The sequence below is a fragment of the Bacillus sp. FSL K6-3459 genome (assembly GCF_038003305.1).
In the GTDB taxonomy this organism is placed as follows: Bacteria; Bacillota; Bacilli; order Bacillales; family Bacillaceae; genus Bacillus; species Bacillus pumilus_O.
Genome location: NZ_JBBOOW010000001.1, coordinates 1,747,875 through 1,770,387, shown reverse-complemented (window position 1 = coordinate 1,770,387; position 22,513 = coordinate 1,747,875). Strand labels below are relative to the sequence as shown.

Annotated in this window: 29 protein-coding genes; 9 read left to right on the top strand and 20 right to left on the bottom strand. The window is 39.8% G+C overall.

Annotated features, from left to right (window positions below):
* Positions 1 to 46 precede the first annotated feature (46 nt).
* The 3 genes from parC to MHI35_RS08800 form a co-directional block, all read right to left on the bottom strand.
* Entirely contained in the window at positions 47 to 2,485 is a 2,439-nt protein-coding gene (gene parC, locus MHI35_RS08810) for a DNA topoisomerase IV subunit A (RefSeq protein ID WP_335349374.1), read from the bottom strand.
* A 2-nt stretch (positions 2,486 to 2,487) separates the two neighbouring features.
* Positions 2,488 to 4,455, bottom strand: a complete 1,968-nt coding sequence (gene parE / locus MHI35_RS08805) for a DNA topoisomerase IV subunit B (RefSeq protein WP_335349373.1) — start codon at positions 4,453 to 4,455, stop codon at positions 2,488 to 2,490.
* A 413-nt stretch (positions 4,456 to 4,868) separates the two neighbouring features.
* Entirely contained in the window at positions 4,869 to 5,282 is a 414-nt protein-coding gene (locus tag MHI35_RS08800) for a CoA-binding protein (protein ID WP_012010115.1), read from the bottom strand.
* Positions 5,283 to 5,436: 154 nt separating this feature from the next.
* Between MHI35_RS08800 and plsY the strand changes: the two genes are divergently transcribed.
* Together plsY and MHI35_RS08790 are read left to right on the top strand one after the other, a co-directional pair.
* Positions 5,437 to 6,018: a glycerol-3-phosphate 1-O-acyltransferase PlsY gene (gene plsY, locus MHI35_RS08795; RefSeq protein ID WP_144522627.1), complete on the top strand. Its 582-nt coding sequence runs from the start codon at positions 5,437 to 5,439 to the stop codon at positions 6,016 to 6,018.
* 101 nt (positions 6,019 to 6,119) lie between these two features.
* Entirely contained in the window at positions 6,120 to 6,407 is a 288-nt protein-coding gene (locus tag MHI35_RS08790) for a HesB/YadR/YfhF family protein (RefSeq protein ID WP_003210876.1), read from the top strand.
* Between the two features lie 39 nt (positions 6,408 to 6,446).
* Here the strand turns inward: MHI35_RS08790 and MHI35_RS08785 are convergent, their stop codons facing one another.
* From MHI35_RS08785 to acnA, 7 genes are all read right to left on the bottom strand, one after another.
* Complete coding sequence (locus MHI35_RS08785) at positions 6,447 to 6,758, bottom strand: hypothetical protein (RefSeq protein WP_144526363.1); 312 nt, start codon at positions 6,756 to 6,758, stop codon at positions 6,447 to 6,449.
* 3 nt (positions 6,759 to 6,761) lie between these two features.
* Entirely contained in the window at positions 6,762 to 7,184 is a 423-nt protein-coding gene (locus tag MHI35_RS08780; RefSeq protein ID WP_088002823.1) for an acyl-CoA thioesterase, read from the bottom strand.
* A 103-nt stretch (positions 7,185 to 7,287) separates the two neighbouring features.
* Complete coding sequence (tlp, locus tag MHI35_RS08775) at positions 7,288 to 7,530, bottom strand: small acid-soluble spore protein Tlp (RefSeq protein WP_012010110.1); 243 nt, start codon at positions 7,528 to 7,530, stop codon at positions 7,288 to 7,290.
* Between the two features lie 13 nt (positions 7,531 to 7,543).
* On the bottom strand, positions 7,544 to 7,687 hold the full coding sequence (locus MHI35_RS08770) for an acid-soluble spore protein N (RefSeq protein ID WP_008357830.1): 144 nt from the start codon (positions 7,685 to 7,687) through the stop codon (positions 7,544 to 7,546).
* Positions 7,688 to 7,738: 51 nt separating this feature from the next.
* Positions 7,739 to 7,864: an FbpB family small basic protein gene (locus tag MHI35_RS08765; protein ID WP_003211002.1), complete on the bottom strand. Its 126-nt coding sequence runs from the start codon at positions 7,862 to 7,864 to the stop codon at positions 7,739 to 7,741.
* 71 nt (positions 7,865 to 7,935) lie between these two features.
* Positions 7,936 to 8,439, bottom strand: a complete 504-nt coding sequence (locus MHI35_RS08760) for a TlpA family protein disulfide reductase (protein WP_335349372.1) — start codon at positions 8,437 to 8,439, stop codon at positions 7,936 to 7,938.
* A gap of 72 nt (positions 8,440 to 8,511) precedes the next feature.
* Entirely contained in the window at positions 8,512 to 11,241 is a 2,730-nt protein-coding gene (gene acnA, locus MHI35_RS08755) for an aconitate hydratase AcnA (protein ID WP_211063997.1), read from the bottom strand.
* 220 nt (positions 11,242 to 11,461) lie between these two features.
* Between acnA and sspO the strand changes: the two genes are divergently transcribed.
* The 4 genes from sspO to MHI35_RS08735 all read left to right on the top strand — a co-directional run bounded on the left by sspO (position 11,462) and on the right by MHI35_RS08735 (position 12,964).
* Positions 11,462 to 11,608: a small acid-soluble spore protein O gene (gene sspO, locus MHI35_RS08750; protein ID WP_144522631.1), complete on the top strand. Its 147-nt coding sequence runs from the start codon at positions 11,462 to 11,464 to the stop codon at positions 11,606 to 11,608.
* A gap of 16 nt (positions 11,609 to 11,624) precedes the next feature.
* Positions 11,625 to 11,771 (top strand): small acid-soluble spore protein P, encoded by a 147-nt coding sequence (locus MHI35_RS08745; protein ID WP_012010105.1) that lies wholly within the window; start codon positions 11,625 to 11,627, stop codon positions 11,769 to 11,771.
* Between the two features lie 102 nt (positions 11,772 to 11,873).
* Positions 11,874 to 12,275 (top strand): Hsp20/alpha crystallin family protein, encoded by a 402-nt coding sequence (locus MHI35_RS08740; protein ID WP_144522632.1) that lies wholly within the window; start codon positions 11,874 to 11,876, stop codon positions 12,273 to 12,275.
* A gap of 260 nt (positions 12,276 to 12,535) precedes the next feature.
* Positions 12,536 to 12,964: a DUF2621 domain-containing protein gene (locus tag MHI35_RS08735; protein ID WP_044141405.1), complete on the top strand. Its 429-nt coding sequence runs from the start codon at positions 12,536 to 12,538 to the stop codon at positions 12,962 to 12,964.
* A 199-nt stretch (positions 12,965 to 13,163) separates the two neighbouring features.
* Here MHI35_RS08735 and MHI35_RS08730 read toward each other — a convergent pair whose 3' ends face one another.
* Together MHI35_RS08730 and MHI35_RS08725 are read right to left on the bottom strand one after the other, a co-directional pair.
* The gene (locus tag MHI35_RS08730) at positions 13,164 to 13,646 is read right to left on the bottom strand and encodes a CcdC family protein (protein WP_088002832.1); all 483 of its coding nucleotides are present in this window, start codon (positions 13,644 to 13,646) and stop codon (positions 13,164 to 13,166) included.
* 94 nt (positions 13,647 to 13,740) lie between these two features.
* Positions 13,741 to 14,448, bottom strand: coding sequence for a cytochrome c biogenesis CcdA family protein (locus MHI35_RS08725; protein ID WP_335349371.1), 708 nt, complete (start codon positions 14,446 to 14,448; stop codon positions 13,741 to 13,743).
* Between the two features lie 208 nt (positions 14,449 to 14,656).
* Between MHI35_RS08725 and MHI35_RS08720 the strand changes: the two genes are divergently transcribed.
* Positions 14,657 to 14,830, top strand: coding sequence for an aspartyl-phosphate phosphatase Spo0E family protein (locus MHI35_RS08720; RefSeq protein WP_369810454.1), 174 nt, complete (start codon positions 14,657 to 14,659; stop codon positions 14,828 to 14,830).
* 264 nt (positions 14,831 to 15,094) lie between these two features.
* Here the strand turns inward: MHI35_RS08720 and MHI35_RS08715 are convergent, their stop codons facing one another.
* From MHI35_RS08715 to yneA, 6 genes are all read right to left on the bottom strand, one after another.
* Complete coding sequence (locus tag MHI35_RS08715) at positions 15,095 to 15,313, bottom strand: YneF family protein (protein ID WP_003212379.1); 219 nt, start codon at positions 15,311 to 15,313, stop codon at positions 15,095 to 15,097.
* 84 nt (positions 15,314 to 15,397) lie between these two features.
* Positions 15,398 to 15,844, bottom strand: a complete 447-nt coding sequence (gene sirA / locus MHI35_RS08710) for a sporulation inhibitor of replication protein SirA (protein ID WP_012010100.1) — start codon at positions 15,842 to 15,844, stop codon at positions 15,398 to 15,400.
* 197 nt (positions 15,845 to 16,041) lie between these two features.
* On the bottom strand, positions 16,042 to 18,045 hold the full coding sequence (gene tkt, locus MHI35_RS08705; protein WP_335349370.1) for a transketolase: 2,004 nt from the start codon (positions 18,043 to 18,045) through the stop codon (positions 16,042 to 16,044).
* Between the two features lie 188 nt (positions 18,046 to 18,233).
* The gene (locus MHI35_RS08700; protein WP_003211509.1) at positions 18,234 to 18,464 is read right to left on the bottom strand and encodes a DUF896 domain-containing protein; all 231 of its coding nucleotides are present in this window, start codon (positions 18,462 to 18,464) and stop codon (positions 18,234 to 18,236) included.
* Positions 18,465 to 18,533: 69 nt separating this feature from the next.
* Positions 18,534 to 19,181: a YneB family resolvase-like protein gene (locus tag MHI35_RS08695; protein WP_211063999.1), complete on the bottom strand. Its 648-nt coding sequence runs from the start codon at positions 19,179 to 19,181 to the stop codon at positions 18,534 to 18,536.
* A 17-nt stretch (positions 19,182 to 19,198) separates the two neighbouring features.
* Positions 19,199 to 19,510, bottom strand: coding sequence for a cell division suppressor protein YneA (yneA, locus tag MHI35_RS08690; protein WP_003211955.1), 312 nt, complete (start codon positions 19,508 to 19,510; stop codon positions 19,199 to 19,201).
* A 159-nt stretch (positions 19,511 to 19,669) separates the two neighbouring features.
* On the opposite strand from yneA, the gene lexA reads away from it, so the two are divergent.
* Positions 19,670 to 20,290, top strand: a complete 621-nt coding sequence (gene lexA, locus MHI35_RS08685) for a transcriptional repressor LexA (RefSeq protein ID WP_117730431.1) — start codon at positions 19,670 to 19,672, stop codon at positions 20,288 to 20,290.
* Positions 20,291 to 20,335: 45 nt separating this feature from the next.
* Here lexA and MHI35_RS08680 read toward each other — a convergent pair whose 3' ends face one another.
* Positions 20,336 to 20,770 carry a hypothetical protein gene (locus tag MHI35_RS08680; protein ID WP_335349369.1) on the bottom strand — a complete coding sequence of 145 codons (435 nt, stop codon included), beginning with the start codon at positions 20,768 to 20,770 and terminating at the stop codon, positions 20,336 to 20,338.
* Positions 20,771 to 21,063: 293 nt separating this feature from the next.
* On the opposite strand from MHI35_RS08680, the gene MHI35_RS08675 reads away from it, so the two are divergent.
* Positions 21,064 to 21,606 carry an IseA DL-endopeptidase inhibitor family protein gene (locus MHI35_RS08675; protein WP_144522639.1) on the top strand — a complete coding sequence of 181 codons (543 nt, stop codon included), beginning with the start codon at positions 21,064 to 21,066 and terminating at the stop codon, positions 21,604 to 21,606.
* Between the two features lie 31 nt (positions 21,607 to 21,637).
* Here the strand turns inward: MHI35_RS08675 and MHI35_RS08670 are convergent, their stop codons facing one another.
* Complete coding sequence (locus MHI35_RS08670; RefSeq protein WP_144522640.1) at positions 21,638 to 22,486, bottom strand: STAS domain-containing protein; 849 nt, start codon at positions 22,484 to 22,486, stop codon at positions 21,638 to 21,640.
* Positions 22,487 to 22,513 lie beyond the last annotated feature (27 nt).

Sequence of the window (22,513 nt, the reverse complement as noted above, 5' to 3'; positions counted from 1 at the left end):
GTATATAAAAGATACCCCCTGCTGATCGCAGGGGGTTTTCGTTTGCTTATTTATTGTCATCTGGTGCAGGTTGAGGTGTGACAAGTACATGTGTTACTTCTCCCTGCTCTTCCTCATCTACAATAAATGATCCATTGCTATAGCGGTCATTCGCTCTCAGAGTAGAGATATCTAGCGGAATTGTTGCACCCTTCTCTGTATCAATCTCAAGTGTATCGTGCAGTGATGCAGCGATGACAGAAACAATACGATGCGGGTTTTTCTTTAATTCTCTAAGCATCAGAACTCCGCGTTTGGCTCTAGATGTTTTATCAAATTCAGAGAGGTTCATTCGCTTCACAGCCCCTCTTTGCGTCGTCAGCACGAGGACATCGTTCTTTGGATCTATGATCTGGCCAGAGACTACTTCGTCCCCATCCTTCAAGTTGATGCCTTTGACACCGGCCGCTCTCGGACCAACAACACTTACTTCTTCTTCATCAAACCACAATCCATAACCATTTTTCGTCGCAATAAACAATTCCTGCTGTCCTGATGTCACATGGACATCCACGAGCTCATCATCACCTTTTAGATTCAAGGCGACAAGCGGTTTTGAATAGCGCTGCGCTTTATATTGAAGAAGCTCAGTTTTCTTCACCATTCCGCCTTTTGTAAAGAACAGAAGATACGATTTTTCATCAAATTCTTTAATTGGAATGGCTTTTTGGATGGATTCATCACGATCAATCGAAATGATATTCGTAATATGCTGCCCCATGTCTTTCCAGCGTATGTCTGGCAGCTGATGCACAGGACAATAAATGTAGCTCCCTTTATTCGTGAATAGTAGGAGGACATCCGTTGTATTCATTTCAAACTGATGAATCAGGCGGTCTGTATCCTTCATGCCAAAGTCCTTACCGTTAGAAGCAGCATAGGAGCGCTGACTTGTCCGTTTGATGTACCCATCCTTCGTCACCGTGACGTAAACATCCTCTGAGGCAATCATTACTTCTAGGTTAATCTTAATTTCTTCAATTTTTTCCTCAATGACAGAGCGTCTGTCATCAGCATATGTCTTTTTGAGCTTTTTCAAACTGTTTGTAATGACCTTTAACAGCTTTTTCTCGTTACCTAAAATGTCTTCAAGTTCTGCTATACGCACATCAAGCTCATTCGCTTCGTCTCTCAATTGCGTAATATCTGTATTCGTTAAACGATATAACTGAAGGGAAACAATCGCTTCTGATTGTGCTTCTGTAAAGTCATATTTCACCATCAAGTTGTTTTTCGCATCTCGTTTATCATTGGAGGAGCGGATTGTGGCAATGACTTCATCTAAAATGGATAGCGCCTTAATTAATCCATCTACAATATGGTGGCGCTCCTTCGCTTTTCGAAGCTCATATGCTGAACGGTTCGTCACTACTTCTTTTTGATGGGCAATATATGCATCAAGTATAGTTGTCAGCGTCATTAAGGTTGGTCTACGATTATGTATCGCTACCATATTAAAGTTATATGGAATTTGCAGATCTGAGTTTTTATATAAGAAATTCAAAACGCCATTTGCATCCGCTTCTTTTTTCAGCTCTACTACGATTCGAAGCCCAGTCCGGTCAGTCTCGTCTCGAACCTCTGAAATTCCTTCCACTTTTCTTTCAATTCGGAACTCGTCCATTTTTTTAACAAGGTTGGCTTTATTCACTTCATAAGGAATTTCTGTGATCACAATTTGCTGGCGGCCGCCGCGGATGGTTTCAATCTCCGCTTTCCCGCGAATCATGATCTTTCCTTTGCCTGTTTCATAAGCCTTCTTAATGCCGTCTATCCCTTGAATGATACCGCCTGTTGGGAAATCTGGACCTTTGATGACTGTCATTAAATCCTCAACCGTACAATGCGGCTGTTCGATTCGTTTAATGACACCATCAATCACTTCTCCTAGATGATGCGGCGGGATATCAGTGGCATAACCAGCGGAAATGCCTGTTGATCCATTCACGAGAAGGTTTGGGAACATCGCTGGTAAAACAACAGGCTCCTTGCTTGTATCATCAAAGTTTGCGACAAACTCGACCGTTTCCTTGTCTAAGTCCTTTAAGAGCTCTGAAGCAATCGCAGATAGCCTTGCTTCTGTATAACGCATGGCAGCAGGCGGATCACCATCGATACTCCCGTTATTTCCATGCATCTCAATGAGCACATTCCGCACTTTCCAATCCTGACTCATTCTCACCATTGCTTCATAAACAGATGAGTCACCGTGCGGATGATAGTTACCAATCACGTTACCGACTGTTTTCGCGGCTTTACGGAAGTTTTTATCTTGCGTGTTTCCTTCTGCGTACATCGCATATAAGATTCTTCGTTGTACAGGCTTTAATCCATCTCGCGCATCTGGAAGCGCACGATCTTGGATAATATATTTACTATAGCGACCAAATCGGTCTCCGATGACTTCTTCTAACGGTAAATCATGAAATCGTTCTTGTTGTGCCATGTTTAAACCTCCTCAGCTAGCGACAAGTTTTCATTTTCAAGAATGTTACTTTCCTCATCAAGTCCAAAGGCGACATTCTTTTCAATCCATTTACGACGTGGTTCTACTTTGTCACCCATTAATGTCGTGACGCGGCGTTCCACTCGTGCAGCATCGTCGATTTTGACTCTGACAAGTGTTCTCGATTCTGGATTCATTGTCGTTTCCCATAGCTGGTCGGCGTTCATTTCACCTAAACCTTTATAGCGCTGAATCGTGTACCCTTTTCCAACTTTCTTCAGTACGTCATCCATTTCTTCATCAGACCATGCGTACTCAATGACTTCTTTTTTCCCTGAGCCTTTGCTGACTTTATATAAAGGCGGTAGTGCAATAAACACCTTGCCATGCTCAATCAGCGGCTTCATATAGCGGTAGAAGAACGTGAGCAGAAGCACTTGAATATGCGCTCCATCTGTATCAGCATCTGTCATGATCACGATTTTGTCATAATTGATGTCTTCTACATTAAAATCGACACCGACGCCTCCACCGATCGCATGAATAATCGTGTTGATTTCTTCATTTTTGAAAATATCAGCAAGTTTCGCTTTTTCTGTGTTAATGACCTTTCCACGAAGCGGCAGCACCGCTTGGAATTTACGGTCACGTCCTTGTTTTGCTGACCCGCCTGCTGAGTCTCCCTCTACTAGGTACAACTCATTTCTTGCCGGGTTTCTAGATTGAGCAGGTGTTAATTTTCCGCTCAGGGTCGCTTCGGACTTCTTCCGTTTCTTGCCGCTCCTTGCTTCTTCACGTGCTCTTCTAGCAGCTTCTCTTGCCTGCTGCGCTTTAATCGCTTTTCTCACAAGAAGAGTCGCTGTTTCACGGTTTTCTTCAAGGAAATAAGCTAGCTTTTCAGAAATAACAGCATCAACAGCTGAGCGAGCCTCACTTGTCCCAAGCTTTCCTTTTGTCTGACCTTCAAATTGAAGCAGTTCTTCAGGAATTCTGACAGAAATAATAGCAGATAGCCCTTCGCGAATATCAGTGCCCTCTAAATTTTTGTCTTTTTCTTTTAAAAGTGCGACTTTGCGCGCATATTCATTAAAGGCTCTCGTCATCGCTGTTTTGGCACCAGACTCATGTGTACCACCATCTTTTGTTCTCACGTTATTGACGAAAGAAAGAATATTTTCCGAGTAGCCGTCATTGAATTGAAATGCAAAATCTACTTCGATGGATTGATGCTCTCCTTCAAATGAGACTACTTCACTCAGAACATCTTTTTCTTCATTTAAATAAGCAACGAAGGCTTCAATGCCTGTCTCATAATAAAAGGTTTCTTGTACATCATGTCGTTCATCAATCAGCTCTATTTTTAATCCTTTTAATAAAAAGGCAGATTCTCTTAAACGTTCTGATAATGTATCGAAATTATAGGTGGTGACACTGAACATGGATCGATCTGGTTTAAAATGAATCAGTGTTCCGGTTTTTTTCGTTTTTCCGACTTTTTCAAGTGACGTCACAGGTTTTCCGCCGTTTTCAAAACGCTGATGATAGATATAGCCATCACGTTCAATTGTGACGGTAAGCCACTCTGACAGCGCGTTTACAACAGATGCCCCAACTCCGTGAAGCCCACCACTTGTTTTATATCCGCCTTGACCAAATTTTCCCCCTGCGTGAAGGACCGTTAAAATGATCTCAGGTGTCGGTTTTCCAAGCTTATGCATACCAGTAGGCATTCCACGTCCTTTATCCTGGACGGAAATGCTGTTATCTTTATGTATTTTGACAACGATATGTTCTCCATGGCCAGCGAGTACTTCATCGACAGAGTTGTCTACAATCTCATAGACAAGGTGATGAAGACCGCGTGAATCCGTTGACCCAATATACATTCCTGGACGTTTACGGACCGCTTCAAGTCCCTCTAGCACCTGAATAGAATCATCGTTATAATCTACTTGCTGCTTTTTAACCAAATGCTTAATCCCCTTTCACTAACAAACATAACCGGCAAACCATCAGTTGATCTCTCTAGATTTTAATGATGATCATGCTGCTCATTACTGTCTACTTTAATAAGCTGCATCATCACCATGCATGTGTTTCAACAAAACATGCTCCTTTGCACGGCTATGAGAATGTTCTACATTCTGCAATGAGAACTAGAAGTCCATTATAAACAAGACTGTTTGATAAGCCAAATGCAATCATATGATGATTTTCACAAATAAGAACAAATGTTCTATCTTTATCTTATCGCTCTTTTTCTTGATATGCAAGATCACCGATATGTCCCTGTCGCCTTATTTTATCGCTTTCTTCTAGAATCGCAAATATATTTCTGCAACAAAAAAGCAAAAATCCTTGAAAACCAAGGATTTTTGACGATTTAATGAGTTTTTGTCATTGCATGAGCCACCTTGATACATAAATCCATGATGGCAACCTTGCCATTTTCCTCAATCAGCCTTTTCGCTTCTTCGTGATAGATGCCTTGCTGCGCCCAAAAAACAGGTGCGTCGATTTCAAGAAATTCTTCAGCCACCTCGGGCAAAAACTCTGAACGTCTGAAAACATTCACAATATCAACAGGCTCTTTGATCTCTTTTAGTGAAGCGACTGCTTTCACACCAAGTGCTTCATCGATCGTTGGATTCACCGGAATGATCTCATAACCGGCATCCTGCATTGCTTTAGACACCATATAAGACGTTCGGTGCGGCTGATCTGATAATCCAACAACAGCAATTCTTTTACTGCTCTTTAAAATACGACCAATTTCTTGTTTCGAAGGATGATTCATCCAAACACCCCTTTTCCTCTATTTTAGCGAACTTCTGCTTAAAAACAAAGCTGAATCCATCTGCATTTGATTTTTTCAAAAAAAGATCCCCATGTTTTTCATAAGATCATGTTAAAATGTAAGACAAGAGGGAGAATATAAAGGAGTTATGCAGATGTTAATTGCTTTGATGTTTATTTTGGCTTATCTTCTCGGCAGTATTCCATCCGGTCTCATTGTCGGGAAAGCTGCAAAGGGTATTGATATCCGTGAACATGGCAGCGGAAACCTAGGTGCAACGAATGCATTTCGTACGCTTGGCATAAAAGCAGGGTCTATTGTTATTTCTGCTGATATTTTAAAAGGGACTCTCGCTTCTGCTTTACCGTTTTTCATGCAACTGGACATTCATCCCTTATTAGCGGGGGTTGCTGCTGTTATCGGTCACAGCTTTCCTATCTTTGCAAAATTTAAAGGGGGAAAAGCAGTCGCTACATCTGGCGGCGTGTTATTATTTTATGCCCCGTTCTTATTTATCACGATGATCGCTGCTTTTTTCTTATTTTTATACATTAGTAAATATGTATCATTATCATCTATGCTGACCGGGATCTATACGTTCATTTACAGCATATTCACCAAAGACGTATTTTTAATCATTGTTGTTGCCGTTCTTGCTGGTTTTGTGATTTACAGACACATCGCCAACCTCAAACGAATCCTCAACAAAACTGAACCGAAAATCAAATGGCTCTAGCCGTTTCATAAGTTTCATTCTGTGGTAAAAGTAAAGAAAAGCTGTTTTTTTGCATCCTGCATTTTAAAAAACAGCATGACTTCAAAAAAGGGGCGATCACATTGAAATTAACGATTAAAGAAGATGCACTCAATTGGTACAAGGATGAATTAGATTTAGAAAAAGGTGATCAAGTTCGCTTTTTTGTGAGATATGGCGGGTGCAGTAATGTACAAAAAGGCTTTTCTCTCGGCGTCGCAAAAGATGAACCTCAAAATGCCGGCGCAACCGCTGAAATAGAAGGTATTACTTTCTTTGTGGAAGAAAGTGATATTTGGTATTTTGACAACCATGATCTGCATATTGATTATAACGAGTCTGTAAAAGAACCAGAATTTCATTATGAATAAACAAAAAAGATACCTCATCCCTCGGGTATCTTTTTTGTATTATCCTTCAATATATAGCCCATATTCCTGAATGTTTCCTAAAGACCGCTCCTTTTGCAGGATTCTTTTTTGCGTTTCACCGATCAAGTCAAAGTGAGGAAACCCTGCGCGGTCATGAATCCATTCTTTTTTAAGTCCATGCTTTTTTCCCCACTCAATTAAGTGTTTCATATCCTGACAGGCTGCTTTAGTGACGGTATTGGCATGCGGGAAACGGTCATCAAGCCAATAATGGGTTAAAAACGCTATTTCTCCTTGCTGAACAGCTGATTTCCACGCATTTAAATCGCTTCTTTTAATACCAAACGCCATGAATTAAACCTGCTTCTTCGACTGTTCATATACTTTGTGCCAGGCAGGAAATGCTTTTCTAAATTGAATCGGTCTAAAGGTGTCTTTGTCTACACAAATATGCGAGGTTGTCCCTGTAATCGCTGTTTGTCCATCAGGCTTTTGAATTTCGTAGCCATATACCGTTTTGAGTCCATTGTATTCTTCAATCCAAGTATGAACGGTCGCTGTTTCACCGTACAAGAGTGGTTTTTTATATTTCACCTGCAAATCTATAACGGGTGCAAGAGCGCCTTCTGCTTCTAGCTGTGCATAGGAAAATCCTAATTCTTTAATCAGTGCTGTTCTACCGACTTCCATCCAGATTAAATAATTGGCATGATACACAATGCCCATTTGGTCTGTTTCTGCATAACGAACTTCTATTTCTTTTTTAGATACATACACGTTTTCATCGCTCTCCTATCAAAACCTAAGGTCTCTGCCATTTTACCACAATCGAAATGGTTCTTCTAAAAGGAGGCAATAAAATAAACCAGGAATCCCTGGTTTATTCAGTATAGCCATTTTTTCTTGCTGCTTCTTCGTCCTTAATCTCAGAACGCATGGCATCAATGCTCATTTTTCGATTTTCATTTTTTTGCTTGATCATCTGTTTTTCTTGATCTGTCGAAAGGGCCATCGCTGCTTCAGATTCATCGATATTGTCAAGGGTGTTTTCGATCATATCTTGCAGCTTTTCAACATTATCAGAACGATCATCTGGATTGGATTGATATGACTTTTCATTCATCTTAATACCCTCCTTATTCGCCCTTCGTCTGGATCACATCAGGCTGTTCATTTGATTTATTATGCATCTTTTTACCTTTATTGCGTTTGTATGCGACAGGTTTTGTCCCTAAATGGTCTGGTGTAAACTGTGCTTGTTTATCATGCTCTCTACCCATCATTCATCCCTCCCTCTTCTTTAGGATGAACGAAAAAGGAGAATTCATAACTTATTTCTGTCTAAACCGCTCTTCCAACTTTTCTTCAAGTTGGTTTAAAAATTCCTCATTGCTTAATAATTCTTTTTTATTTTCAAGTACAAGCTCTTCAAATGTACGTCGTTTTCTTCTTCTCATTGTACTCACCTCCAGTAGTTGTATTTCATTTTCGCCAAAACATTTAGAAAATAAGCAAAAAAGCTGAATCATTATAGACCCAGCTCTTGCTCAATTTCTTTTTTTGTCAGCATTTGATGCTTCACAGACACGATGCGTCCTTTTTCATCTAATATGTATGTCGTGGGGTATGAAAGCACTTGATATCGTGCTTGAATGCCTTTTTGATCCAATAAAATAGGAAAGCTCAACTTTAATTCATCTGCAAATGCTGCAACATGATCTACACTTTTTTCAGTGGTCGTCAAATTCACTGCCAGTACTTCGACCTGATCATATTCGCTTCTAATGGCGTCTAGATCCGGCATTTCTGTCCTGCATGGCTTACACCATGTCGCCCAAAAATTGACGAGCACCTTTTTCCCTTGGTAATCAGATAACGAGGCCGTTTGACCGTCTAAGGTTTTCAGTTCAAAGTCAGGGGCTTGATCCCCTTTTTCAAGACCGATTGCGGGCTCTTTCGGTTCAAGTAAATTCCACACAAGTAAACCAATCAACAAAAGTAAAACAGCGCTTGCTATTCCTTTTTTCCACATGATGGATCCTCCACTATTTTAAAAAAGAAGAGAAAGCTGTTTAGGCGCCTTCTCTTCTTTGCTGTATGAGTATTAGTTGCTTGCCAATTTTTCACGAAGTACCATTTGAAGGATACCGCCATGACGATAGTAGTCAATTTCGACTTCACTATCAAAACGAACAACCACTTCAAATGTTTTCTCATTGCCATCTGTATCAATTGCTTTCACAGTGACAAGATCACGTGGACGAACAGTTTCATCAACATGAACTTCAAATGTTTCAGTTCCTGTTAGACCATAAGTTTCTGCACTTTCTCCGTCTTTAAACTGTAAAGGAAGTACGCCCATGAAGACAAGGTTACTTCTATGGATACGCTCGAAGCTTTCAGCTAGAACAAATTTAATTCCAAGAAGGTTTGTTCCTTTTGCAGCCCAGTCACGTGAAGAACCCATTCCGTAGTCTTTACCTGCTAATATTGCAAGACCTGTACCATCTTCTTTATAACGCATACATGCATCATAAATGGATGTCACTTCACCAGTTGGCCAATAAGTTGTATATCCACCTTCTGTTCCTGGTGCGATTTGGTTCTTAATACGGATGTTTGCAAAAGTACCTCTCATCATGACATGGTGGTTACCACGGCGAGATCCGTATGAGTTAAAGTCTCTAGGTGATACGCCTCTTTCTTGCAAGTATTTACCCGCAGGTGTGTCTTTACCAATCGCTCCAGCAGGAGAAATATGGTCAGTCGTCACAGAGTCACCGAACTTCGCAACGACGCGCAAGCCTTTAAGCGGTTCAACTTTACCAGGTTCAACTGATAGGTTTTCAAAGAATGGCGGGTTATCAATGTATGTGGAATTTTCATCCCATTTGTACAATGCATCATCCGTCGTTTTAATTTCATTCCAGCGATCATTGTTGTCAAAAACAGTTTCATACTCTGAACGGAAGAGTTCAGGTGTGACTGTGCTTTTGACGACACTGTTGATTTCGTCCATTGATGGCCAAATGTCATTGAAATAAACGTTCTCACCATTTTTATCGACACCGATAGGGTCTTTTGTTAAATCGATATTGACCGTACCAGCAAGTGCATACGCCACAACTAATGGTGGAGATGCAAGGTAGTTTCCTTTCACAAGCGGATGGATACGACCTTCAAAGTTACGGTTACCTGATAAAACAGAAGTGATCAGCAGATCATTTTCAGAGACAGCATCTTCAATTTCTTGTGCAAGCGGTCCTGAGTTTCCGATACATGTTGTACAGCCATACCCAACGATATTAAACCCGAGGTCTCTTAAGTATGGAAGAAGTCCTGAGTTCACGAGGTATCCTGTCACAACCTTAGAACCTGGCGCAAGTGACGTTTTCACGTAGTTTGGCACCTTCATGCCAAGCTCACTTGCTTTCTTCGCAACAAGACCTGCTCCGATCAAGACGTATGGGTTCGATGTATTCGTACAGCTCGTAATCGCTGCAATCGCAATCGCACCTGTCTTCATCACAGCTTTTTCACCATTTGCTAGATCAAATTCAATTTGTTTATCCAGCTCTGATTTTTCTAAGCCAAACCCTTGGTTACCAGCTGGGCTTTCAATGTGCTGATGGAATGTTTCTTTCATTTCAGAAAGTGGAATCAAATCTTGTGGACGCTTTGGACCAGATAAGTTTGATTCAATTTGAGAAAGGTCAATTTCCACAACATCCGTAAAAATTGGCTCTTCTGCATCTGGCGTATAGAATAAGCCATTTGCGCGAGAATATTCTTCAACGATATTAATTTGCTCTTCATCACGTCCAGTCAGGCGAAGGTAAGCAAGAGCTTCCTCATCTACTGGGAAGAATCCGCAAGTTGCCCCGTATTCAGGCGCCATGTTCGCAATCGTTGCACGATCCGCTAACGGCAGCTGTGCAACGCCAGGTCCGAAGAATTCAACGAATTTGTTCACTACGCCTTTTTCACGAAGAACTTGTGTCACTTTTAGTGCAAGGTCAGTTGCAGTTGTTCCGTTTGGAAGCTCTCCAACTAATTTAGCACCAATGACTTCTGGTACTGGGAAGTATGAAGGCTGACCAAGCATACCAGCTTCTGCTTCAATACCACCAACACCCCATCCAAGGACGCCGATCCCGTTGATCATGGTTGTATGAGAGTCAGTACCAACCAATGTATCTGGGTAAGTGATGATCTCGCCATCTTCTTCAATGGCATGAACAACACTTGCAAGGTACTCTAAGTTTACTTGGTGAACAATTCCTGTTGCAGGCGGAACAGCTTGATAATTATTAAACGCTTTCTTTGCCCAGCTAAGGAAGTTATAACGCTCTGCGTTACGTTCGAATTCTAAATCCATGTTAATGTTTAATGCATCTTCAGTTCCAGCTTTATCAACTTGTACTGAGTGGTCAATGACAAGGTCAACTGGAATTTCAGGGTTGATTTTATCCGGATCCCCACCTACATCTGCCATTGCTTTTCTTAAAGAAGCAAGGTCAACGACGGCTGGTACACCCGTGAAGTCTTGTAAAATAACACGAGAAGGTTTAAATGGAACATCAATTTCTTTGACCTCGGCAGTTCCCCATTTTGCCAAGTTTTCAACGTGTTCCTTTTTGATCACTCTACCGTCTACTTGGCGAAGCACTGATTCTAAAAGTACCTTAATGGAATAAGGCAGCTTAGAAACGTTTCCGATTCCTTGTTTCTCTAGTGCTTCTAACGAATAATAGTGATACGTTTTCCCATTTGTCGAAAACGTTTTTCTAGATTGAAAAGCGTCTTGTTTAGCGACTTGCTGCTGTTTCGACATATCCAAAATCCCCCTTTTGATGATCAAGATCAATTTCAATTCTCAGAAAAATCGTCGTATTTCACCACAATTTTCTCACAATTTCATCTTAAAACAAATTCATACATAAGTAAATAACAATGCTTTTATTAAATTCAATAAGTTTATCTTATCATTAGGAAATGATTACTCTTCATAATCGAGGCAGAGCGGGTTCATACTACAATTGAGGTGATAGAACATGACAAAACGTAAAGCCAATCATGTGATTAACGGCATGAACGCAGCCAAAAGCCAAGGAAATGGTGCAGGCTATATTGAAGATGACCAACTCGTTTTAACAGAAGCACAAAGACAAAACAATAAAAAACGTAAAAAAAATCAATAAGAAAGGAGCCAGTATCATGACGAATAAAAACACAGGAAAAGACATCCGTCAAAACTCGCCTAAGGAGCATCAAAGTGGGCAACCTGAGCCATTATCAGGCAGTAAAAAAGTGAAAAACCGCAACCATACAAGACAAAAGCACAATTCTCATCACGATATGTAAACATTCTCCTCTCATCCCGTGGCAAAGCGGGATGTTTTAGGTCTTTCACACATTTCAGTTCTCAACATATCATTTATTATGAGATGTGATGGAGGAGTGTTTATGGAGAATGAAAAGCAATCGAATTCCTCTGATTTTCTTGAAATAGACGATTGGCTCAATGTTTTAATGGACGATCCATTTGCTTGGTATGATGAACACCTCCCAATTGACCTTTATGAAACAAGCCGTGATTATATTATTGAGATTGATGTCTCCACCCTGTCGATCACTGATGTAAAGCTGACCTTCGCTGGACATGAGCTCACTCTCGCTTACACAGTACAAAAGCCCAATGATAAAAGCGAACAACCAATTGAAAAGAGTGTCATGCTCCCTTTTTATTTGAACGACAAAGAGATTGAAACAGAATACGAAAACCGAATCATTTCGATAAAAATTAAAAAAAGTTCTGACCATTCAAGCGGTGCATTTTCCTTTCAAATCCCGCACTTCAAACATTAAGAGCCCACCTTCATTTGGTGGGCTCTCTTCCGTTCGTGTCAAGTCAATACCTTTTGCGAACCACCATGGCCAAATAGTAGAGTCGCTATATGATAAGGTATTCTTTTGCTATTAGATAGTTTGGGTTTTTCTAGTAAATGGGCAGTTATGAATGAAAAAAGGCGTTCATAGAGATAAGAGACATACATTTTTGTTATTTTCTTCTATCATTTCTTCATGTAAAATAAGATAGAGAGACGAGGGGTATAAGGAGTGAGAACATGTTAAGCGGCTGGTTTTTGTGGTTCATTTTATTTTGGGGCACGGTGATGATCGGTTTACTCGCAATCGGTGGCTTTTTTATGTTTCGCAAATTTTTAAAACGATTGCCGAAGGAAGATGGGAAATCAGAGCTTGATTGGCAGGATGAATATATTCAAAAGAGCCTTCACCTATGGCGGGAAGAAGACAAACAGCTTTTAAATGAACTTGTATTACCTGTTCCAGAGCTGTTTAGAGATGTCGCCAAAGAAAAAATTGCAGGCAAAATTGGCGAGCTGGCATTAAAAGAACAAGCTGCCAGCATTAATTTAGACTTAATCATTCGCGGCTATATTATCGCTACACCAAAGCGTGATCATAAGTTTTTATTGAAACGCCTTCAAGAAAAAAACATCGATCATACGCCATATGAAGCATTATTAAAATAACCTCCTTATAAAAGGAGGTTTCAGCGTGTAGACAAACCCTCGCATTCGTTGTCAGTCCTGCGTGCTGGTGCTCACGAATGTCAAATTCGCTCCGCGCCAGTACTCGTCTTTCCTAGACTTCAAAGGTTTTCTATCACGCTGAAAAGAAGACAAAGTGCTAAAATCAAGATCATTTTAGCACTTTGTCAACAATCTGGGTTTAATTCATTTGAACCTGCTGAGGGTCTAGTTGCTTAGATATCTTTCTAAACGACAAATACATGGCAACGCGCCAAGGTACAATCATGCCAAAGGCAAGTATCCAAAACATTCCGCTTAGAGAGCCATAATCAATAGAAGAACTCAGGATCGTCTTCATTCCGATACGAAGAACAAGAAGTCCAATGAGAATAAATACAAATGCTTTTGACCGCTTTAAGTAAATCTCATTCCCTCTAATTTCAAACTTCGATGTTTTGATTAAAAAGATGGAGAAAAACATCCCCACTGTGATTGCCTCAAGAAATTCAGCCCCAGTTACCTGAAACATTGGAACAAAAAACATCAAAGCTCCAGTGCTCATGAAAATAGGAGGTAATATAATTTTTTTCGCAGTTGCCGGTTTTGCAGATGACTTAATGCGAATAAACATGACGGCTACCGCCATACATACCGCAATTATTGAAGAGATCAAGACCATCATATCAAATCATTCCTTTATTCTTTAAGGTCAGCCTATGTATAATATACTCCAATTGACGAAAAAAAACCATTCGCCGCGACTGTAGAAAACGATTTCAAAAGCCAGTAAATCCGCCAAAAAAGGAAGAGAACATGATGATAATCCATGTGAGAAGATCAAAGAACAGCAATAGCCCTACCACAATCATAATGATCCCACCAATTTTCATGATAAGCTGCTGACGCTTCCTGATCCATGCCATTTTCGTGATGAAGAAAGATAGAATAAAAAACGGGACGGCAAATCCAAGGACATATGCAATCATATAAGGCACAGCCAACTCTGGATTGTTACTAGCAAGTGCGATAACGGCCGATAAAATTGGTCCTGTACAAGGTGTCCATCCAGCGGCAAAGCCCATTCCGATGAGAATCGACCCCAAAAAACCAGCAGGTCGGTTTTTGAACTGCATCCTCTTTTCTCCCATGAGGAAAGAAGGCTGAAATACACCAAGCGTCATAAAGCCAAAGAAAATAATGAGAATGGCTCCAACCTGGCGAATCGCTTGATGGTAATCATCAAAAAACTTCCCAACAAACGATGTTCCAAAGCCAATCGCAATAAAGATAATAGAGAACCCAACTAAAAAGAATAAGGTATGAAGTAGACTTCTTCTTCTCAGCATCACCTTCTCAGATTTCACTTCATCCATACTAACGCCCGTAATATACGATAAAAAGGCTGGATAAAGCGGTAGACAGCATGGTGAGATAAAAGAAAGAAACCCTGCTCCAAAGGCTAAAAAGAAATTCAAATCTGTCAAAACAACACCCCCTTCTTACAATATACAATAAGAGATGACAAAATCATTTCATTTTTTTTACATCCTCTCAATAAAGATGGTCTATTCTCTTAAAACCTTATATAATTTAATTTGACATCAAGATAATGAATCCTTTAAATTTGAAAATAAACCTTAAAATGGATATAATAGAATCGATTCTTTTTATCAAGATTTGCATGAAAGGAACATGACTTTGGTAAAAACATCATTATTAACTCAAATCGAAGAAAAAAGAGAAGAGCTGATGAAAGTTGTCTTGCACAATGGGATGACATCAACAGTAACCATCGAACATAGCCAGCAGCTAGATCATCTCCTCTTACAATATCAACGACACTTACACTCAAACTCAGCCAACTAATCATATCTCATGATATTTATCATGCTGCACGATTTTTAGAACAGTTGATATGTGTGACCATAAACGAAACAAAAACCTCTGAATAACAGGGGTTTTTGTTTTTTAGCAATAAGCTGAAGCCAAAATAAAAACCACCTTCCCTGCTTCATTTAGGCAAGTACAGTGGTTTTAAAGCGTCTGATGAAGGTGAATTCAATAAAGAAAGGACAACGCTTGTCCATTCTTTATAACCATGTTCCATCTATGATCATAATATCGTACGTATTATTTCGCTTGGTTGTTCATGGCTTTCATCATTTGATTGATTTTCTTCTGGGACGGTTTCATGCCCATTTGCATCATCATCATTCGAAGCATTTGTTCGTTAATTGGTGGATTCTTTTTCAAGTAGCTCATCATATACTTACGAGCAATAAAGAATCCGAGTGCAACTCCTGCAAGCAGTGCAACAACGCCTACAAGGATGACAACCCATAAATCCATAATTCTTCCTCCTTCATGTTGTCTCGTATAAAGTGTACTAAACAAAAGGCTATTATACAACATTTCACGTTCAATTTTATTTTTTTAAACAAAATTCCTCACTTTTACCGGATTGAGCCACCCGTGCTTCTTTGAACCGAAGTCCATCGCAAGGAAGCAAGGACTGATTTTTCTCAGCACTTCAAAAAATACTGCTTCTGCTTCATAACTGCCGGTAGCAGACATTTGGATATAGCGATCTTTTATGATAAATGCAGCCGTTCCTTTTCCATCAGGTAAGGAAGCGCTGTATATCGAGCCAATTTGTGTATAGTGAATATTCGTTAAGTTGTTCATTAATCGCTGGTGCATATGAAAAGCAGGGATTCGTTTCGTCACGTAATCCACTTGTTTCACAAGCATCACCAACTCATCTTCCGTGCGATTCGTCCAGTGTAACGACTCAAACAAATGAAACAAAATTGATTCTCTGCCAAAATAATGATGCGCAAATTCATCCTCAATCCAATAAATATAATAATGGCGTTCCATGTCTATCCCTTCCTTTCACATTTCGTCAATCTCGTATATTGCTTGTATTATACAAAAATGTGAAAGAAAGAATTGTCTATATATGAAGCAAGAAGAAACTAGTTTTGTCAAAAAAACAAGAAAAAAGAAAAAAGTTTGCAGAGCGGATGAAAATGCTCTGCAAACAGTTGAAAAAAAGCATGATGCATGGAGACTAATTATTTGTTCAGCTTCGCTTTCACTCTGCTGACGACATTGCTGACCGTAAAGCCGTATTTCTCAATAATGGTTTCACCAGGTGCAGATGCGCCAAATTTATCAATAGCAATTACGTCACCATCAAGACCAGTGTAACGCTCCCAGCCAAGTGAAGCTCCCATTTCAATCGCAATACGAGCCCGCACTACTGTAGGAAGGACTGATTCTTTGTATTCGTCAGACTGCTGATCGAAACGATCCCATGCAGGAAGACTAACAACAGACGCGCGAATTCCTTCTTTTTCAAGTGCTTTTTGCGCTTCAATCGCTAAACCGACTTCAGATCCAGAAGCGAGTAGAAGTGCTTCAGGCTGTGCATCAGCAGCTTCAACGACGACGTATCCACCCTTTTCTACTCCCTCATATGCCTTCTCAGGTGCTTGATCAATCGTTGGAAGGTTTTGACGAGTCAGAACTAGTGCTGTCGGTTTATCCGTTGAAGATACAGCAAGTTTCCATGCTGCAGCTGTCTCGTTCCCATCCGCAGGGCGAATGACAGAAAGGTTTGGCATTGCACGTAATGAAGCAAGCTGTTCAACCGGCTCATGCGTCGGACCATCTTCACCAACAGCGATACTGTCATGAGTAAAGACATAAGTAACTGGAAGTCCCATTAATGCAGCAAGACGAATTGCTGGTCTTAAGTAATCTGAGAAAACAAAGAACGTTCCGCCGAATACACGAAGACCACCGTGAAGCGCCATACCGTTTAACGCGGCACCCATTGCAAATTCTCTAACACCGAACCAAATGTTCTTACCCGCATAATGATCTTTACCAAAATCGTCTGTGTTTTTAATCGTTGTTTTGTTTGAACCTGCAAGGTCAGCAGAACCACCAATGAAGAAAGGTACTTGCTTCGCAATGCCATTTAATACTTCGCCTGAAGAAGCGCGGGAGGCAAGACTTGAGCCTGCTTCATAAACAGGAACCTCTTGATCCCAATTCTCAGGAAGTTTTCCTTCAATCGCAAGCTTCAATTGAGCTGCAAGCTCAGGGTATTCTTTTTCATATTGCGCAAATTGTTCATTCCAAGCTGCTTCTTTTTTCTGACCAGCGTCTTTTACAGCTTCTTTGAAATGATCGTACACTTCAGAAGGTACATGGAAATCTTCTTCAAACGTCCAAGAGTAAGCTTCCTTCGTCAGCTTAGCTTCATCGCTGCCAAGTGGTGCACCATGCACACCAGACGTTCCTGCACGGTTTGGCGATCCGAAACCGATGGTTGTTTTCACTTCAATCAGTGTAGGTCTGTCTGTGCTTTGTTTCGCCTTTTCGATAGCAGCCGTCACTTCTTCAATGTTGTTACCGTCTTTTACGTAAAGAACTTCCCAGTTCATCGCTTCAAAACGATTCTTCACATTTTCAGAGAATGAACGATCTAGATCGCCATCTAAAGAAATATCATTTGAATCATAAAGAACAATTAAACGCCCTAAGCCTAAATGACCAGCAAGAGAAGCAGCTTCAGAGGAAATCCCCTCCATTAAGTCTCCATCTCCGCAAATGCTGTATGTATAGTGATCTACAACATTAAAGTTGTCTTTGTTATACGTTTCCGCAAGATGTCTTTCTGCAAGTGCCATACCAACTGCCATGGCAATCCCTTGTCCTAAAGGACCTGTTGTGGCATCTACGCCCTCTGTATGTCCAAATTCAGGATGTCCAGGTGTTTTGCTCCCCCATTGGCGGAATTGCTTTAGATCATCGATGCTCAGGTTGTATCCGCTTAAATGAAGCATGCTATATAGAAGCATAGAACCATGTCCAGCAGATAATACAAAACGGTCTCTGTTAAACCAATTTGGGTTTTGCGGACTTACGTTTAAGTGATTCGTCCATAAAGCGTATGCCATTGGTGCAGCACCCATCGGCATTCCAGGGTGACCGGAATTCGCTTTTTCAATTGCGTCTATGGAGAGAGTACGTATTGTTGCAATAGATTTCAATTCAATCGTTTCCATATAAATCCCCTTCCGTATCTTGTGTACACCATTATCATAAATCTACTGTCCTTTTTTCACAACTATTTCACGCTGAAAAAGAGTGATTTTGTCACATTTAGTTTATCGATCACCTAAAAAGTTATGCAAACATGAAAAAAGATGAGAATGTTTTTCCCATCTTTTCAAAATTCAAGAAATCATAAACTTCAATGAAGGTTTTGATCTCTTTCTCTTTTTAATTTTTCTGGTGTGACATCGTTTCCTTCAGGGTCAACGATCTTTACGGTTTTAAGTGTATTTTTCATAGAAGAACGAAAAGCTTTTAAATACTCTTCTCTTAATTGCTTTTGTTCTGTTTTTTCAGCATCTGACAAACCGGTTTCTTTTGACTTTTTTGAAAGCTCATTGATTCTTGCAAGCTGATTTTTAGAAATCATGACTAACTCCTTTAAAACATTTTCTCTACATACTACTAAATATCCATCACTTTGACAACAAATCGAGCTTTAGGTGATCAGACCTTTTTCATATTCTTGATACCTTCTATGAACTGTTGCTTTTGAAATGTCAAAACCTAATGCCTGAAGAGTTGCTGCAATTTCGGCGAATGTCATGTTGTTCTTTCTTAATCGAACAATTTCTGAAATCGGGACTTCAATACGCTCACGGCCAGGGGCATGATCTTGCTGTTTTAAATTCAGTTCGGGCTGATATCCGCGTTCTACAGCTCTTCTCATTCCCCGCTTGATTTTCAGGTTGTGAATTTTTCGTTGATATTCTTCAACGACTCCCACGATCTCAATCACCATTTCATCAGCTTCTGAAAGCTCAAGCTCTCCTCTATGAAACGTACTGTACACCTTCACATTCTCTTTAAAAAGACAATGAAGAAGCGCAATTTTTGCTTGTCCTCTTCCGAGACGTGTTTCATCTTGGATCAGAACAGCATCAATTGACTCTTCTTTTAATGTAGCTAGCATATCAAACACACCATCGCGATCTAAATCATACCCGCTTGCTTTTTCTTTAATGACTTTAACCACATTCATCTTGTGCATAGCAGCTAAAGCCAGTAATTCTTCTTCTTGTCTCTTCAGCGAGGTTTCCTGCTCTTCTTTGACAGTGCTTACTCTCGCGTAGATGATTGCATTCATGTCTTCAATCGACCTTTCTACTGTACTGTTGCAAGTTGATATACGACTGGATGCTCTTTTTTGACTGGTATGACAAGGATGTCACCAGGCTGGATTTCTGTTGAAGCAAGGTCATTGTGCTGAGTCACCCAGTCAATAAACGCATTTTTATCGATTGATTTGCTGTCGTTTACTTGATCAGCTAACCCCCAAAGAGTATCACCTGATTGAACTTCTATTTTAACATATTGATTTGGATCATTATGGCTTGTGACTGCAATAAGTGAGAGAAATATGCCAACGATGAATGAGAATACCCCAATAAAAATAATAGATTCTTTTAACCTCATAATGTCATCTCTCCTAATAGAATGTATGTTCGTTCTTTCTGTCACTTATTATAAATACGAACAAACGTTTCTGTCAAACGTTTTTTTCGAACCTATGTTTGTACTGTTAGGAAAAACATGCTATAATTTCTTTAAAATTGACGTTTTGAGGTGCAAAAGATGACGAAGCTATCAAAAAGACAACTCGATATCCTGACATTCATCAAAGAAGAAGTAAAAAGTAAGGGCTATCCCCCATCCGTTCGTGAAATTGGAGAAGCTGTCGGTCTAGCATCCAGTTCTACGGTTCATGGACATTTAGCTAGATTAGAAACGAAGGGCTTAATTAGAAGAGACCCGACAAAACCTAGAGCGATTGAAGTACTAGATGAAGAGGAAATGAATATTCCAAAGAGTGCTGTAATGAACGTACCAGTCATCGGAAAAGTAACAGCAGGCCTGCCTATTACGGCTGTTGAGAATGTAGAAGAATACTTCCCTCTTCCAGAAACTTTTGCAGCACCAGATGAACAAGTATTTATGCTTGAAATTATGGGAGAAAGTATGATTGACGCAGGTATTTTGGACAAGGACTATGTCATTGTGCGTCAGCAAAGCACTGCTAACAATGGAGATATTGTCGTCGCCATGACAGAGGAAGATGAAGCGACAGTCAAGCGTTTCTATAAAGAAAATACTCACTTTAGATTACAGCCAGAAAATCCATCTATGGAACCGATTATTTTACAGAATGTAAGTATACTAGGTAAAGTGATTGGCGTATTTAGAAATATTCACTAAAAAAAGCCGGTATTTCATCAGCTAATGATGAGAACCGGCTTTTTTTTATGAACAAGAATAGGCAAGAATACTCGAGCTTGGGAAGGAACCAAATGTAAAGTTCGGCCAAATAAAGCCCGTTGTTCTCCCGAATGGCTGTGAGGATAGGACATACATTAAAAATACTTGACCGTTTCTCATAAAGACAATCGTCCATCTTCTAATACATCCCGCAGCGAATTGAACCGATTGCTGCCCTCCACCTGTTTGCCCTGAAATCAGTGATTGCATGCTTTGAGGCTGTGATAATGCTTGCTGATATTGCGAAATAATATGCTGCGGTGGAGCTGGCGGGGCTGATCCACTAGATCCGGATCCAGTGCCTCCTCCTCCGAATGGAAACCCTGGAAATCCTCCAACTTGAGAAGGAAACGACGGAAAACTTTGCATCTGCCTATCATATGGGTACCCATTCCACATACCTTCATACGGATAATACATATTCAACACCACTTTCTTAGACATTCATCACGATAGTATATGTCATAAATGAAAAAGCGTGTTGAACGTCCAAACAGAAATTTTCCCAAAAAGCGTTTTGTTCTTCTTTAGAACGGTTAAATACTAGATATAAAGAAAAATAAAAAAATGAAAACTTTTTGCCACCCTCAAACGTTATATATATAGAAAGAAAAGAAATAAAAAACATTTCAATTTAATACTTGTAATATCACTGTAATCATTGTAACATTTGTAACATAAGAAGTTTTCATTGAGAAAAGGAGGCAATCGCCTTGAAAAAATTATTCGTTTTACTAACTGCTATTATGCTTATGATTTCATTACAATCTACAACATTGGCCGCTTCTAAAAAACCAGCCACTTTGACAAATAAAGAAGCGTTACATATTGCCCTTGATGCACGAGAACACTTTTGGAGTGCGATGTCAGGCTACAAAATTAAAGAACATTCTGATTACAAATTAAAATCATTTAGCTATAAAGACATGACTTACAACTATCTTTCTAAAACATTTGATACGAAGAAAAAACTAAACAGCTACCTATCTCAAGTTTTCACAAAAGATGCCATCAATCAAGGTTTAAAAGACTACCAGTTCATTGTTCATAAAGGTAAAATGGCTGTTCCAGTTGGCGACGGAGACAATATGCTTAATTGGGATAAAGCGACACCTAAACTTGTCTCTAAAAAACAAGCAGTCCGCACATATGAATTCACTGTCCCAACACTTGACGGGCGCAAAGTAAAAAGAACAGTTACGTTCGAAAAAGGACAAAAAGATTGGAAAGTCACAAAAATTGACGCTGTTATCTAAATAAAAACCAGGCCATTAATCGGCCTGGTTTTTATATTGGAGAAAATTCAGTCATGCGTTCTAATGCGTGAGCAAGTGATGCTGCGGTGCGAAATTCATTAAAAGGAAGCCCGAGCTGTACAGCAGTTTGGGCAATTTCTGGTCTGATTCCTGAAATGGTTGTCTCTACTCCAATTAACCGAAGTGATGTAACAAGATCAAAAATTTGCTGAGCCACCATTGTATCAATAATGACAACGCCCGATAAATCAATACATAAATGCTGCACACCTTTTTGTGAGCACTGTTTGAGCGTATTTTCTAAAATAATCTTTGCTCTCGCTGTATCAATATCACCTACTAGCGGCAATAACGCAATATGGCTTTTTAAAACAATGACAGGTGAACTTAGCTCGTAGATCATGTCTCTTTGTGCCACGAGCTTCCTTGTTGTATTTTTCACATATTGTTGGATGAACATATGAATTGATATATTAAATGCCTCTGAAATTAAATCATACCAATAAAAGATGCGGTCAATATCAATATCATCTTGGCGCTGCTTAATAAATTCTTTTAAGTAATGAAGGACCACTCTTTGATTGGACATATATTCTCTCACAACATAATCTAATGGTGTGTTTAAATGCTTCGGGTCACTGGCTAAGTCTTCAGACCACTTCTTAAACTCAGTATGTAAATACGTCTTGTCTTCAATAAGCGCACGTATAAAATGCTGGTAATAATCTTGATTTTGCCGTTTCAGCTCTGATATAATGCTGGAATCTGTTGAACGGTATATTGATTCTGGATCATCATCCTCAATTGAATCATACCAAGTTTCAGTCAGTTTCTCTGCATGTTTCATGAAATAATCGTATAATGCACGGTTCTTATCCATAAGCAAATGTCCCTTCACATTTTCTTC

Coding starts and splice junctions, on each gene's coding strand:
- parC (WP_335349374.1), bottom strand. CDS start 2,485: ATGGCACAACAAGAACGATTTCATGATTTACCGTTAGAAGAAGTCATC.
- MHI35_RS08800 (WP_012010115.1), bottom strand. CDS start 5,282: ATGAATCATCCTTCGAAACAAGAAATTGGTCGTATTTTAAAGAGCAGT.
- plsY (WP_144522627.1), top strand. CDS start 5,437: ATGTTAATTGCTTTGATGTTTATTTTGGCTTATCTTCTCGGCAGTATT.
- MHI35_RS08785 (WP_144526363.1), bottom strand. CDS start 6,758: ATGGCGTTTGGTATTAAAAGAAGCGATTTAAATGCGTGGAAATCAGCT.
- tlp (WP_012010110.1), bottom strand. CDS start 7,530: ATGAATGAAAAGTCATATCAATCCAATCCAGATGATCGTTCTGATAAT.
- MHI35_RS08770 (WP_008357830.1), bottom strand. CDS start 7,687: ATGGGTAGAGAGCATGATAAACAAGCACAGTTTACACCAGACCATTTA.
- MHI35_RS08765 (WP_003211002.1), bottom strand. CDS start 7,864: ATGAGAAGAAGAAAACGACGTACATTTGAAGAGCTTGTACTTGAAAAT.
- MHI35_RS08760 (WP_335349372.1), bottom strand. CDS start 8,439: ATGTGGAAAAAAGGAATAGCAAGCGCTGTTTTACTTTTGTTGATTGGT.
- acnA (WP_211063997.1), bottom strand. CDS start 11,241: ATGTCGAAACAGCAGCAAGTCGCTAAACAAGACGCTTTTCAATCTAGA.
- sspO (WP_144522631.1), top strand. CDS start 11,462: ATGACAAAACGTAAAGCCAATCATGTGATTAACGGCATGAACGCAGCC.
- MHI35_RS08745 (WP_012010105.1), top strand. CDS start 11,625: ATGACGAATAAAAACACAGGAAAAGACATCCGTCAAAACTCGCCTAAG.
- MHI35_RS08740 (WP_144522632.1), top strand. CDS start 11,874: ATGGAGAATGAAAAGCAATCGAATTCCTCTGATTTTCTTGAAATAGAC.
- MHI35_RS08735 (WP_044141405.1), top strand. CDS start 12,536: ATGTTAAGCGGCTGGTTTTTGTGGTTCATTTTATTTTGGGGCACGGTG.
- MHI35_RS08730 (WP_088002832.1), bottom strand. CDS start 13,646: ATGATGGTCTTGATCTCTTCAATAATTGCGGTATGTATGGCGGTAGCC.
- MHI35_RS08720 (WP_369810454.1), top strand. CDS start 14,657: ATGACTTTGGTAAAAACATCATTATTAACTCAAATCGAAGAAAAAAGA.
- MHI35_RS08715 (WP_003212379.1), bottom strand. CDS start 15,313: ATGGATTTATGGGTTGTCATCCTTGTAGGCGTTGTTGCACTGCTTGCA.
- sirA (WP_012010100.1), bottom strand. CDS start 15,844: ATGGAACGCCATTATTATATTTATTGGATTGAGGATGAATTTGCGCAT.
- tkt (WP_335349370.1), bottom strand. CDS start 18,045: ATGGAAACGATTGAATTGAAATCTATTGCAACAATACGTACTCTCTCC.
- MHI35_RS08700 (WP_003211509.1), bottom strand. CDS start 18,464: ATGATTTCTAAAAATCAGCTTGCAAGAATCAATGAGCTTTCAAAAAAG.
- MHI35_RS08695 (WP_211063999.1), bottom strand. CDS start 19,181: ATGAATGCAATCATCTACGCGAGAGTAAGCACTGTCAAAGAAGAGCAG.
- yneA (WP_003211955.1), bottom strand. CDS start 19,510: ATGAGGTTAAAAGAATCTATTATTTTTATTGGGGTATTCTCATTCATC.
- lexA (WP_117730431.1), top strand. CDS start 19,670: ATGACGAAGCTATCAAAAAGACAACTCGATATCCTGACATTCATCAAA.
- MHI35_RS08680 (WP_335349369.1), bottom strand. CDS start 20,770: ATGTATTATCCGTATGAAGGTATGTGGAATGGGTACCCATATGATAGG.
- MHI35_RS08670 (WP_144522640.1), bottom strand. CDS start 22,486: ATGGATAAGAACCGTGCATTATACGATTATTTCATGAAACATGCAGAG.